Source organism: Salinivibrio kushneri (genome assembly GCF_005280275.1).
Lineage (GTDB): Bacteria > Pseudomonadota > Gammaproteobacteria > Enterobacterales > Vibrionaceae > Salinivibrio > Salinivibrio kushneri.
The window spans coordinates 2,328,211-2,341,949 of record NZ_CP040021.1 but is presented as its reverse complement, the minus strand read 5'-3'; the positions used below and the strand labels follow the sequence as shown (position 1 = coordinate 2,341,949).

Sequence of the window (13,739 nt, the reverse complement as noted above, 5' to 3'; positions counted from 1 at the left end):
AGAGCAAGATTACAGCGCTTTAATTTGTGCTGCAAATGCTGCTTTGTAACGAGCGGCTTTGTTCTTGTGGATCAGGCCTTTGGTGGCTGAACGATCAAGAATAGGCTGAACTTGTGCAAAAGCAGCGGTTGCCGCTTCTTTGTCGCCTGCAGCGATAGCTGAAGCAGTTTTCTTCATATAGGTGCGCATCATAGAGCGACGGCTTGCGTTGTGCTGGCGACGCTTCTCAGACTGGATCGCACGCTTCTTAGCAGATTTGATATTCGCCAAGGGTCTAACTCCCAAATCTTTTTGTTCGGTGACATTTCAAGGCGGAGGACTATGCCTCTTTTTACCTCTATTGTCAATTCATTTGTGCAAAGATCCGCCGCTCCAACGATGTGTTGGCGCTGCGGGGTTATCACAGTTAATATGGCGGCTGATTCTATCAGCATTTCAGCCCCGACGTCACCTATATTTCCATTTCTTATCGATGTCAGCGATGGCGCGACAGCGGAAAGAAACAATAAAGGCGCGACAGTGACGCGCATTGGGCACGTGTTTTCAAGAGGTAACCGTGAGTAAGCGACTTTTACGCTCTGGGCTCATCGTGAGCACCATGACTTTGGTGTCCCGTGTTTTAGGGTTGGTTCGTGATGTGGTGATCGCGAATTTGATGGGGGCAGGAGCGGCCGCCGATGTGTTCTTTTTCGCCAACAAAATTCCGAATTTTCTGCGCCGTTTGTTCGCGGAAGGGGCCTTCTCACAAGCGTTTGTGCCCGTATTAACGGAATATCAAGCGCTCGACAAAGAAGATGACACGCGCGCACAATCGCGTGAGCTGGTGGCGAATGTGGTGGGCACCTTGGGTGGCTTGGTCACCCTTGTCACCTTGCTCGGGGTAGTTGGCTCGCCAGTGTTAGCGGCGCTGTTTGGTACCGGATGGTTTGTTGATTGGTTAGAAGGGCGACCTGATGGGGCTAAATTCGAGCTTGCCAGCTTGATGCTCAAAATTACCTTCCCTTATTTGTGGTTTATTACCTTTGTGGCTTTATCCGGGGCAATACTCAACACGCTAAACAAGTTTGCTGTATCGAGCTTCACCCCTGTTTTTTTGAATATCGCGATTATCGCGGCGGCGATAGGGCTCTCCCCGCATCTTGCCCAACCTGAAATTGGCCTGGCGATTGGTGTCTTTGTTGGGGGGGCGGTTCAGCTTTTATTTCAACTGCCTTTTCTCGCTCAAGAAGGCATGTTGGTCAAACCTAAATGGGGATGGCGTCATCCTGGGGTGGTGAAAATACGTCAGCTAATGATTCCGGCGCTTTTCGGGGTCTCGGTGAGCCAAATTAACCTATTATTCGATACCTTTATCGCCAGTTTCTTGATGACAGGATCGATCAGTTGGCTGTATTACTCTGATCGCTTGCTTGAGTTTCCGCTCGGTTTGTTTGGCATCGCCATCGCCACCGTTATTCTCCCTGCGTTATCGAAAAAGCATGTGGATCAATCGCCTCAGCAATTTTCCGCCACCATGGACTGGGGGGTGCGTATGGTGTTGCTCCTTGGGATCCCAGCGATGGCGGGGTTGATCGTGCTGGCCAAACCGATGTTGATGGTGCTCTTTATGCGAGGTGAATTTGGCGTCCCCGACGTAGAGGCGGCGAGTCTATCCTTGATGGCCTATGCGTGTGGTTTGGTCAACTTTATGGTGATTAAGGTCCTTGCGCCTGGCTACTACGCCCGCCAAGATACTAAAACGCCTGTTAAGTACGGGGTCATTGCCATGGTGAGTAACATGGTTTTTAACGCCATTTTTGCTTACTTGTTTAGTTATGTCGGGCTGGCCATGGCGACCGCACTTTCTGCGTTGATTAACGCCGGCCTGCTCTATCAAGGATTACACCGCCAAGGTATTTATCAGTTATCGCGGGCGACCCTCGGCTTTATTAGCAAACTCGTGTTGGCGGTGAGCGTGATGATCGGCGGGTTGTACCTGGTGATGCCTGCGTTGTCTCAATGGGTGTCTATGTCCTTGCTATCGCGAAGCGTAACGTTAGGCGGCCTTATTGTGGGGGGCGGTGCGCTTTATCTTGTCACCGCCTTGTTGGTCGGTGTGCGGTTGAGTGATATTCGACACCGTGGATGATAGAAAGCGCGGATTATCAATCCAGGGCTGATTGCCGGCGCTGACTAGTATATAATCCGCCAGTTTTAATAGTTCAAATAGTCAGCAGGCGATGGAATTAATTCGAGGCATCCACAACATCCGGGCGCAACACCGAGGCTGTGTACTGACCATCGGGAATTTCGATGGTGTCCACCTAGGTCACCAGGCTGTTTTGCGTCAAGTGGTTGAGAAGGCCAGAGCCCTTGACTTGCCTGCGACTGTGATGCTGTTCGAGCCGCAACCGCTCGAGTTATTTCTTGGTGAGCAAGCGCCTGCGCGATTATCGCGATTGCGGGATAAATACACCCAGCTTGCCAAACTGGGCGTCGACAGGTTGTTGTGCGTCAGTTTTACCCCGGCATTCGCCGCCATGAGTCCTGATGCCTTTGTGGACCGCTTGTTGGTCAATCAATTGGGTGTTAAGTTTCTGGTTGTGGGTGACGACTTTCGCTTTGGCCTGAAGCGAGCGGGCGATTTTTCCCGTTTAGCGCAAGCCGGACAAGAGCATGACTTTGCGGTTGTCAGCACTGAAAGCTTTTGTGTCAGTGATCGTCGCGTGAGTAGCACCGCGATTCGTGATGCGCTTTCCGCGGGTGAAATGAAAGCCGCGGCCGATATGCTGGGGCGTCCTTATAGTATTTGTGGCCGGGTTGCCCACGGGCGCAAGCTGGGGCGAACGATTGGTTTTCCTACGGCGAATGTGTTGCTTAAACGTCGCGTTTCACCTGTGTCTGGTGTTTATGCGGTAACGGTGGCCATCGACGGGCAATCATTACCTGGAGTGGCAAATGTAGGACATCGCCCGACGGTCAACGGCACGCACCAGCAACTCGAAGTACACCTTTTTGATCGCACGCTCGACTTATATGGCAAACAGCTTGAAGTGAGCTTGTTACATAAGTTGCGTGACGAGACCAAATTTGCGTCAGTAGACGCGTTAAAAATGCAAATTCAACGAGATGCATCAGCCGCGCGTGCGTGGCTGGCTGATGCCAATAATGTCTAGAGTGTAACCTCCATACGGAATCAATAATCAATGAGTGACTACAAAGATACCTTAAACCTGCCGGAAACCGCGTTTCCGATGCGAGGTAATCTTGCTAAGCGTGAGCCTGATATGCTCAAGCGTTGGTACGATGAAGATCTTTACGGTGCAATCCGTCAAGCGAAGAAAGGCAAAAAAACATTTATTTTGCACGACGGTCCTCCGTACGCGAACGGCAACATTCATATTGGTCACTCTGTTAATAAAATTCTCAAAGACATTATTATTAAATCGAAAACGCTGGCGGACTATGACGCACCGTACGTCCCTGGCTGGGACTGCCACGGTCTGCCTATCGAGTTGATGGTAGAGAAAAAAGTTGGCAAGCCAGGTCAGAAAGTTTCTACCGCCGAGTTCCGTGAAAAGTGCCGTGAATATGCCGCCAAACAAGTGGAAGGCCAAAAAGCGGACTTTAAACGCCTTGGCGTGTTAGGTGAGTGGGATAAGCCTTACCTGACCATGGATTTTAATACCGAAGCCAATATTATCCGTGCATTGGGTAAAATTGCCGGTAATGGCCATCTACACAAAGGCTTCAAGCCTGTGCACTGGTGTACAGACTGTGGCTCAGCGCTCGCGGAAGCCGAAGTTGAGTACCAAGATAAGACATCACCGTCGATTGACGTGACTTTCCGAGCGGTGGATGAGCAAGCATTGGTTAACTTATTTACTCTAGCTGGCGATCACCAAGGTGAAGGCCCAGTATCCGCGGTGATCTGGACCACCACCCCTTGGACCTTGCCGGCGAACCGTGCGGTCGCGGTCGCGGCGGACTTGGAATATGTCTTAGTCCAAGTCGAAGGTGACCAGCCACAGCGCTTGATCCTTGCCGCAGAGCTGGCAAAAGATGTGATGGATCGCGCGGGCATTGAGCACTATCACAACCTTGGTTTCTGTAAAGGTGAAGCGCTAGAGCTTCAACGCGTGCAGCATCCTTTTTACGATTTTGATGTGCCGGTTATCCTGGGTGATCATGTTACCACCGAGTCCGGTACGGGTGTGGTTCACACGGCGCCGGGTCATGGTCAAGAAGACTTTGTGGTAGGACAAAAATACGATCTCGAAGTGGCTAACCCGGTTGGCAGCAATGGTGTTTATCTGCCGGATACGCCACTGTTTGCTGGTCAACACGTGTTCAAAGCCAACGACAATGTGATTGAAGCGCTGAAAACGCACGGGGCGTTGCTGCATCATCACGCGTATGAGCACAGCTACCCGCATTGCTGGCGCCACAAAACACCGATTATCTTCCGTGCCACGCCGCAATGGTTCATTGCCATGGACAAAGCGGGTCTGCGAGATAAAGCGCTGCAAGAGATCAAGAACGTTGAATGGATCCCTGACTGGGGACAAAGCCGCATTGAGTCGATGGTAGAAGGGCGTCCAGACTGGTGTATTTCGCGCCAGCGTACTTGGGGCGTACCCATTGCCCTGTTCGTGCATAAAGAAACCTCCGAGCTACACCCGGATACGCTCAACCTGATTGAGAAGGTGGCTCAGCGTGTAGAAAAAGCCGGTATTCAAGCGTGGTGGGATCTCGATCTAAACGAACTGCTAGGCGATGACGCTGACCAGTATGAGAAAGTTTTGGATACCCTAGATGTGTGGTTTGACTCTGGTGCGACGCACTATGCCGTGGTCAATCAGCGTGATGAGTTTAACGGTCAAGAAGCCGATATGTACTTGGAAGGCTCGGATCAACACCGCGGTTGGTTCCAGTCATCGCTGATGACGTCAGTGGCAATTAAAGGCCACGCGCCTTACCGCCGCGTACTGACGCATGGCTTCACCGTTGATGGTAACGGTCGCAAAATGTCGAAGTCGCTGGGTAACACCATCATGCCGCAAGATGTGATGAACAAGCTGGGCGCTGACATTCTTCGTTTGTGGGTGGCATCAACCGATTACACGGGTGAGATCAGTGTGTCGGATGAAATTCTCAAGCGCAGTGCTGATGCTTATCGTCGTATCCGTAATACCTCGCGCTTCTTGCTCGCCAACCTACACGGTTTTGATCCTAAAGCTGACTTGGTTGCACCAGACGATTTGGTGGCGGTCGATCGCTGGGCAGTGAGCCGCGCTCTCGAGGCGCAACAAGAGATCACTGCCGCGTATGATGCGTGTAACTTCCACCAAGTAACCCAGCGCTTAATGCAGTTCTGCTCGATTGAGATGGGCTCGTTCTATCTCGATATCATCAAGGACCGTCAGTACACCGCCAAAGCAGGCAGCCATGCGCACCGCAGTTGTCAAACGGCGCTGTTCCACATCGTAGAAGCACTGGTACGCTGGATGGCACCGATTATGTCATTTACCGCCGATGAGATCTGGAATGAAATGCCGGGTGAGCGTAACCCGTTTGTGTTCACCGAAGTCTGGTATGACGGCTTGTTTGACCTAGAACAGCAGGCTGTGCTGAATCAGGCTTTCTGGGCGAAACTGCTTGATGTGCGTGATGCAGTGAACAAAACCCTTGAGCAAGCGCGGAATGAAAAAGTCATTGGTGGCTCATTAGAAGCGGAAGTCACCCTCTATGCTCCCGCTGATTTTGCCGAGAAGCTACGCTTGATGGGTGATGAGCTTCGCTTTGTATTGCTGACCTCGAAAGCAACTGTAGTTGCCGGTGACGCGCCAGCGTCTGCCACGCAGACGGAACTCGACGGATTGGCCGTAGAAGTGGCGGCATCAACCGCGGCCAAGTGTGAGCGCTGTTGGCACCACGTTGCTGATGTCGGCACCATTGCAGGTCATGAAGAGATCTGTGGCCGATGCGTGACCAATATTGCAGGAGAAGGCGAAACTCGCCAATTTGTGTGATGCAGACTCTTTCCCTCTCACAATCAGGATGGCGCTGGCTTTGGCTGGCGCCACTGGTCTTTGCACTTGATATCGGCAGCAAGTGGCTGGTGATGCAAACCATGGAATACGGGTTTGCGAATCGGATTGAAGTATTGCCTTTCTTTAACCTGACGTACGTGCACAATCATGGCGCGGCGTTCAGTTTTTTAAGTGATGCGGGTGGCTGGCAACGTTGGCTTTTCAGTGTTATTGCACTGGGGGTGAGCGGGTTATTGGCTTATTGGATGCGGCATACCCCGGCCGATAAACGCATGATCAATATTGCTTATGCAATGATCATTGGCGGGGCCCTGGGTAATCTGTTTGATCGTCTTGTGCATGGCTATGTGATTGACTTTCTAGATTTCTATCTCGGTCAGTCGCACTGGCCAGCGTTTAATCTCGCCGATTCGGCGATTTGCGTGGGCGCGGCATTGATTATTTTGGATAGTTTTCGTCAAGGCCAGTCATCGACCAAACATGAGTGATGCGTATCTATCCCCGTTACCGCGACGTTCTAAAAGGATGAATCATGACAGCAATCACAGCGTCTAGCGAAGTCATTATGCACTTTACCATCAAGCTTGAAGATGGCTCGGTCGCCGATACCACCCACAATGCGGGTAAACCGGCGAAGCTGGTAATGGGCGACGGGAGTTTGACGGAAAACTTTGAAACTTGCCTTCTTGGCTTAAAAGAAGGGGAGTCGAGCAGCTTCACCTTGGCACCAGAGGATGCATTCGGCCAACCTAACCCGGATAACATCCATCACATGGATCGCCGTCACTTTGGTGGAGAAACGCCCGCAGAAGAAGGGGCGATCATTGCCTTTAGTGGGCCGCAAGGACAGGAGATCCCGGGGATTGTGACGGCAGTGACGGGCGATTCCGTCACGGTTGATTTTAACCACCCGCTGGCTGGGAAAACCGTCATTTTTGATGTTGAAATTATAAGTGTGCAATAAAGGCGGACACATGAAGATCTTACTTGCCAATCCCCGTGGTTTTTGCGCAGGGGTTGACCGTGCCATCAGTATTGTTGAGCGCGCGCTAGAAATCTATCAGCCTCCCATTTATGTCCGTCATGAAGTGGTGCATAACCGTTTTGTGGTGGAAGGCTTAAAGCAGCGTGGGGCGATTTTTGTTGAGCAGATCAGCGAAGTGCCTGATGACAGTATTGTGATTTTCTCCGCCCACGGCGTGTCTCAGGCCGTGCGCAATGAGGCCAAGTCGCGTCAGTTAACCGTGTTTGATGCGACCTGCCCGCTAGTGACCAAGGTGCATATGGAAGTCGCGCGTGCCAGCCGTAAGAACATGGAAGTGGTACTGATAGGCCATGCCGGCCACCCTGAAGTGGAAGGCACCATGGGACAATACGCCAGTGAAACCGGTGGGATGTATTTGGTCGAAACCCCAGAGGATGTGTATACCTTGGAGGTGAGCGATCCGGATAACCTGCATTATGTCAGTCAAACCACCCTGTCGGTCGACGAAACCGCGGATGTGATTGATACTCTGCGTAAGGTGTTTCCTAACATCCAAGGACCACGCAAAGACGACATTTGTTACGCCACCCAGAACCGCCAAGATGCGGTGCGCGATTTAGCGCAAAGCTGTGACGTGATGGTGGTTGTCGGCTCAAAAAATAGCTCTAACTCAAACCGTCTGCGTGAGTTATCCGAAAAACTGGGAACGCCAGGTTATTTAACTGACACGGCAGAAGATATTGATCCGGCTTGGTTTGAAGGCAAGCATACAGTGGGGATCACGGCCGGTGCGTCGGCACCAGAAGAGCTAGTGGATCAAATTATCGAGCGTATCAAGCAGCTGGGTGCGACCCATGTTGATAACCTTGCTGGGCGTGAAGAAAACATGTTTTTTGAAGTGCCTAAAGAGCTACAAATTCGTGAAGTCACCTAGGGCGATGAGCAAGACGATGAGGGGAGCAAGTGCTTCCCTTTTTTTCGCCAATATACAAGTGCCAAGGAACGCGCTAGAGTGGTGGGTTACCGAGAAGGAGCCAGTGAACTGGCAAAGTGACAAAGGGGAAAATCATGGTACGTATTGCCATAGCCGGTGCGGCTGGGCGCATGGGGCGCAACCTTATCCAAGCGGTTTCACAGTATCCAGGTGCCGTGTTAGGGGCGGCGAGCGAAAGGCCGGAATCTAGCTTAGTCGGCACCGATGCAGGCGAACTGGCAGGGATCGGCCGCTTGGGCGTCAATGTGGTGGACGATTTGCGCAAAGTCAGTGACGACTTTGACGTGGTGATTGATTTTACCGCTCCCGCTGCAACCTTGGCCAATTTAACGCTGTGCCAAGAGGTCGGTAAGCAACTGGTTATCGGTACCACCGGCTTTGATGAGGCGCAAAAACAAACCATTGAAGAGGCGGCATCCTCGACAGCGATGGTGATGGCGCCCAACTACAGTGTGGGTGTGAACCTTGTCTTCAAGTTGCTTGAGCAGGCGGCGAAAGTGATGGGCGACGAGTGCGACATTGAAATTGTTGAAGCGCACCATCGCCATAAAGTGGACGCACCATCAGGTACTGCATTAGGTATGGGTGAAGCGATCGCGGGGGCGATGGGTAACCAGCTTAGTGACGTGGCGGTTTATGCCCGTGAGGGGATCACTGGCGAGCGGAGTAAAGACGAAATTGGCTTCGCGACCATTCGAGCTGGGGACATTGTCGGCGAACACACAGCGATGTTTGCCGATATTGGTGAGCGTGTCGAAATCACACACAAGGCCTCTAATCGTAATACCTTTGCTAAAGGGGCGGTACGTGCCGCGGTATGGCTCAATCAGCATCAACGCGGTTTATACACAATGCAAGATGTCCTCAATCTTAAATAATTATTCATCGCGCTTCGGCGCGATGTTTTTTTATCCCCTCTTGTTTGCTTTGCCCTGTTTTCTTTTCATTTCCTTATTTCTTATTCTTTATGCGCCTTCCGTGAACTTTAAGTGACAAAGTCGCTTTCATCAGCATTTAGTCATGCAAGGTAAACGTTTGCGAGTTTGATTTCATTTTAAAGAGAGAAAACACGAGCAATAAAAGAATCTCAGTGCTCGATTTGGGTGTTTTTTGTCCGTAAATCGCGGTTTAGGTTTGTTTTTATGGTGCTTTGATGGCGCTTTGTTAGTGAGTGACTAATAAAATAAAGAAAAATACTGTGCTTTGATTGACAGCTAGCCGCCTCGTCCCTAGAATGCGCGCAATTTGTCAAAATTCAGCTTGACGCGGGTTTTGATCTTAGATGGAATACGTGAATGCAACGTTAGTCGTAAAAAGTGCATTTCTATATAACTGGAGGTTGTCTTGAGCAAGTCTGCGCTCTTAGTCCTAGAAGATGGGACAGTGTTCCACGGTACCCCGATCGGCGCTGATGGCACCGCGGTGGGAGAAGTGGTTTTCAATACCTCGATGACGGGGTATCAAGAAATACTCACCGACCCCTCTTATTCCCGTCAGATCGTGACACTTACCTATCCCCACATTGGCAACACCGGCACCAACACCGAAGACGAAGAATCTAGCCAAGTCCACGCCCAAGGCCTCGTCATTCGTGATCTCCCCCTGTTAGCCAGCAACTTCCGCAATCAACAGTCCCTTTCTGATTACCTCAAACATCACAACATTCTCGGCATTGCCGATATTGATACGCGCAAACTCACGCGATTATTGCGAGAAAAGGGCGCGCAGAACGGCTGTATTGTGGCCGGCGATAGTGTAGATGAGGCATTGGCGCTGGCGAAAGCGCAGGACTTTCCTGGCTTAAAGGGAATGGATCTCGCCAAAGAAGTGACCACCAAAGAAAGTTACCGCTGGACGCAAGGCTCTTGGCAGCTTCATCAAGGCTTGCCCGAGGCTGCCGTAGAAGGTGAGCTGCCCTATCACGTGGTCGCCTATGACTTCGGAGCCAAACGCAATATCTTGCGCATGTTGGTTGACCGAGGCTGTCGCTTGACTGTGGTGCCGGCGACGACACCGGCTGATGAGGTGTTGGCGATGAACCCCGATGGTGTCTTCTTATCCAATGGCCCCGGTGATCCCGCGCCATGTGATTACGCGATTGAGGCTACACAAGCGTTTTTAGAAGCAGGCGTGCCTGTCTTTGGTATTTGCTTGGGCCATCAGATATTGGCGCTGGCGAGCGGCGCGAAGACAGTGAAAATGAAATTTGGCCACCACGGCGCTAACCATCCGGTGAAAGACCTAGACCGTGGCGTGGTGATGATCACCAGCCAGAACCATGGCTTTGCCGCCGATAAAGACAGTCTGCCAGACACATTAAGAGCCACCCATGTGTCTCTATTTGATGGAAGTTTGCAAGGTATTCATCGCACTGATAAGCCCGCATTTAGCTTCCAAGGGCACCCCGAGGCAAGTCCGGGGCCGCATGATGCCGCGCCACTTTTTGATCATTTTATCGATCTTATCAAACAACATCGCGCCTAATTGGAGTCGTTGAGCATGCCAAAACGCACAGACATAAAAAGCATTCTTATCCTGGGCGCAGGCCCTATCATCATTGGCCAAGCCTGCGAATTTGACTACTCCGGAGCGCAAGCGTGTAAAGCCCTGCGCGAAGAGGGATATCGCGTCATTCTGGTGAACTCCAACCCAGCCACTATCATGACCGACCCAGAGATGGCCGATGCCACTTACATTGAACCTATCCAGTGGCAGGTGGTGAAACACATCATCGAAAAAGAACGCCCTGACGCCGTACTGCCAACCATGGGTGGTCAGACAGGTTTGAACTGCGCCCTGGATCTTGAACGCCATGGCGTGTTGGCCGAATTTGGCGTGGAAATGATTGGCGCCACTGCTGATGCGATTGATAAAGCCGAAGACCGCCATCGCTTCGATGAGGCGATGCAAAGCATTGGTTTGGAGTGTCCACGCGCGGGTATCGCCCACAGCATGGATGAGGCGCACAAGGTGCTCGACGAAGTGGGCTTTCCTTGTATTATCCGCCCCTCCTTTACCATGGGCGGCACTGGCGGGGGCATCGCCTACAACCAAGAAGAGTTTAAAGATATTTGCGAGCGCGGTCTCGATTTATCTCCCACCAATGAGCTGCTTATCGATGAGTCCCTCATTGGCTGGAAAGAGTACGAAATGGAAGTGGTACGGGATAAAAACGACAACTGCATCATTGTCTGCTCGATTGAAAACTTCGACGCCATGGGGGTCCACACGGGCGACTCTATCACGGTGGCACCGGCACAAACCCTGACGGATAAAGAATACCAATTAATGCGCAACGCATCCTTGGCAGTGCTGCGCGAAATAGGCGTTGAGACCGGCGGCTCGAACGTACAATTTGGTATTAACCCCAAAAATGGCCGTATGGTGATCATCGAGATGAACCCGCGGGTATCACGCTCTTCGGCGCTCGCGTCAAAAGCAACCGGCTTCCCGATTGCCAAAGTGGCGGCCAAACTGGCCGTGGGTTTTACCCTTGATGAGCTGATGAACGATATCACCGGTGGCGCCACGCCCGCGTCGTTCGAGCCGACCATTGATTATGTGGTGACTAAAATCCCACGCTTTAACTTTGAAAAATTTGCCGGTGCCAACGATCGCTTAACCACCCAGATGAAGTCAGTGGGTGAGGTGATGGCGATTGGACGTAACCAGCAAGAATCATTGCAAAAAGCACTGCGCGGCCTAGAAGTCGGTGCGGCGGGCTTTGACGAGATGGTGAACCTGGATGACGATACGGCATTGACCGAAATCCGTCATGAACTCAAAGAGCCAGGCGCAGAGCGGATTTGGTATATTGCCGATGCTTTCCGCGCAGGGATGTCGGTTGATGGGGTGTTTAACCTGACCAATATCGACCGTTGGTTCTTGGTGCAAATCGAAGACATCGTCAAGCATGAGCAGCAAGTGCGTGAGCAGGGCTTTGCGGGGCTTAATAAAGCCGCATTGCGTCAGTTAAAGCGTAAAGGCTTTTCCGATGCGCGTTTGGCCGCCTTGTTGGGCGTATCAGAAATTGAAGTGCGCAAGCTGCGGGACAAATTTCAGATTCACCCTGTCTATAAGCGTGTCGACACCTGTGCTGCTGAGTTCTCGTCGGATACGGCCTATATGTATTCCACCTACGATGAAGAGTGTGAGTCACAACCGACAGATAAGAAGAAAATCATGGTTATTGGCGGTGGCCCTAACCGCATTGGGCAAGGGATCGAGTTCGATTACTGCTGTGTTCACGCGTCATTGGCCCTGCGTGAAGACGGTTTTGAAACCATCATGGTTAACTGTAACCCAGAAACCGTTTCTACCGACTATGACACCTCTGACCGTTTGTACTTTGAACCCATCACTCTAGAAGATGTGCTGGCGATAGTGAACGTTGAAAAGCCTGAAGGGGTCATTGTTCAGTACGGTGGGCAAACGCCTCTTAAACTGGCCCGTGACTTAGAAGCGGCGGGTGTGCCGATTATCGGTACCAGCCCAGATGCGATTGACCGTGCCGAAGACCGTGAGCGTTTCCAAGATGCTGTACAGCGCCTTGGCCTCAAACAACCTGCCAACGCGACAGTCACTGCACTGGAACAAGCGGTGGAGAAAGCCAAAGAGATTGGCTACCCGCTGGTGGTGCGTCCGTCTTACGTATTGGGCGGACGGGCGATGGAAATTGTCTATGATGAGACCGACCTGCGCCGCTACTTTAATGAGGCGGTGAGTGTCTCGCACGAATCTCCCGTGCTGCTAGATCATTTCTTGGATGATGCGACGGAAGTGGACATTGATGCGGTGTGCGATGGTGAAACGGCAGTGATTGGCGGCATCATGGAGCACATCGAGCAAGCTGGCGTGCACTCTGGTGACTCTGCCTGCTCGCTGCCCGCGTATACGTTAAGTGACGACATCCAAGATCGCATGCGTGAACAGGTGCGCAAGCTGGCGTTGGAGTTAGGCGTAAATGGATTGGTCAATACGCAATTTGCGGTGAAGGATGATGAAATCTATCTCATCGAGGTGAACCCGCGCGCTGCTCGAACGGTGCCATTTGTCTCTAAAGCGACGGGTGTTCCTCTGGCGAAAATCGCTGCGCGCGTCATGGCAGGCCGCTCCCTGGCTGAGCAAGGGTTTGTCAAAGAGGTGATCCCGCCTTATTACTCGGTGAAAGAGGTGGTGCTACCGTTCAACAAATTCCCAGGGGTTGATCCATTGCTGGGCCCTGAAATGCGTTCGACCGGTGAGGTGATGGGCGTGGGGGATACCTTTGCCGAAGCCTTTGCAAAAGCAGACCTCGCCTGCGGTAAAGCGTACAGCGAGGGCGGACGGGCCTTGTTATCGGTGCGCAATAATGACAAACAGCGCGTGGTGGATTTAGCAGCGAAGTTACTCAAGCTTGGCTTTGAGCTCGACGCGACCCATGGCACCGCGGTGATCCTTGGTGAGGCGGGTATCAATCCGCGTTTGGTCAATAAGGTGCATGAAGGGCGACCACACATTCTTGATCGTATCAAAAATGGTGAGTACAGCTACATTGTCAACACCACGGAAGGACGCCAAGCGATTGAAGATTCAAAAGTCTTGCGTCGCGGCGCGCTCGCAGCCAAGGTGAATTACACCACTACGCTGAACGCCGCCTTCGCCACTTGCATGGCGTTAACAGCGGCGGACATGAGCAAGGTCAACCCTGTGCAATCTTTGCATGCACGGGTGCAGACCAAATCATAAC

At 51.9% G+C, this 13,739-nt stretch carries 10 protein-coding genes; 9 read left to right on the top strand and 1 reads right to left on the bottom strand.

What is annotated here, in order from left to right; all coding sequences use genetic code 11:
- Positions 1-9: 9 nt before the first annotated feature.
- On the bottom strand, positions 10-270 hold the full coding sequence (gene rpsT / locus FCN78_RS10815; protein WP_046075100.1) for a 30S ribosomal protein S20: 261 nt from the start codon (positions 268-270) through the stop codon (positions 10-12).
- Between the two features lie 286 nt (positions 271-556).
- Here rpsT and murJ point away from each other — a divergent pair, with 286 nt between their 5' ends.
- From murJ to carB, 9 genes are all read left to right on the top strand, one after another.
- Positions 557-2,128: a murein biosynthesis integral membrane protein MurJ gene (gene murJ, locus FCN78_RS10810; protein ID WP_077650917.1), complete on the top strand. Its 1,572-nt coding sequence runs from the start codon at positions 557-559 to the stop codon at positions 2,126-2,128.
- 91 nt (positions 2,129-2,219) lie between these two features.
- Entirely contained in the window at positions 2,220-3,155 is a 936-nt protein-coding gene (ribF, locus tag FCN78_RS15925; RefSeq protein WP_077659582.1) for a bifunctional riboflavin kinase/FAD synthetase, read from the top strand.
- Between the two features lie 30 nt (positions 3,156-3,185).
- Entirely contained in the window at positions 3,186-6,011 is a 2,826-nt protein-coding gene (gene ileS / locus FCN78_RS10800) for an isoleucine--tRNA ligase (protein ID WP_077659581.1), read from the top strand.
- Complete coding sequence (gene lspA / locus FCN78_RS10795; RefSeq protein ID WP_069362123.1) at positions 6,011-6,520, top strand: signal peptidase II; 510 nt, start codon at positions 6,011-6,013, stop codon at positions 6,518-6,520. The genes ileS and lspA overlap by 1 nt, the downstream gene beginning before the upstream one ends.
- A gap of 44 nt (positions 6,521-6,564) precedes the next feature.
- Positions 6,565-6,996, top strand: coding sequence for an FKBP-type peptidyl-prolyl cis-trans isomerase (fkpB, locus tag FCN78_RS10790; RefSeq protein ID WP_069362124.1), 432 nt, complete (start codon positions 6,565-6,567; stop codon positions 6,994-6,996).
- Positions 6,997-7,006: 10 nt separating this feature from the next.
- A complete protein-coding gene (gene ispH, locus FCN78_RS10785; protein ID WP_077458694.1) occupies positions 7,007-7,951 on the top strand; it encodes a 4-hydroxy-3-methylbut-2-enyl diphosphate reductase in 945 nt (314 codons plus the stop codon).
- 134 nt (positions 7,952-8,085) lie between these two features.
- Positions 8,086-8,889 (top strand): 4-hydroxy-tetrahydrodipicolinate reductase, encoded by an 804-nt coding sequence (gene dapB / locus FCN78_RS10780; RefSeq protein ID WP_069362126.1) that lies wholly within the window; start codon positions 8,086-8,088, stop codon positions 8,887-8,889.
- A gap of 466 nt (positions 8,890-9,355) precedes the next feature.
- Complete coding sequence (carA, locus tag FCN78_RS10775; RefSeq protein WP_069362127.1) at positions 9,356-10,495, top strand: glutamine-hydrolyzing carbamoyl-phosphate synthase small subunit; 1,140 nt, start codon at positions 9,356-9,358, stop codon at positions 10,493-10,495.
- Positions 10,496-10,510: 15 nt separating this feature from the next.
- Complete coding sequence (gene carB, locus FCN78_RS10770; protein ID WP_077522884.1) at positions 10,511-13,738, top strand: carbamoyl-phosphate synthase large subunit; 3,228 nt, start codon at positions 10,511-10,513, stop codon at positions 13,736-13,738.
- Position 13,739 lies beyond the last annotated feature (1 nt).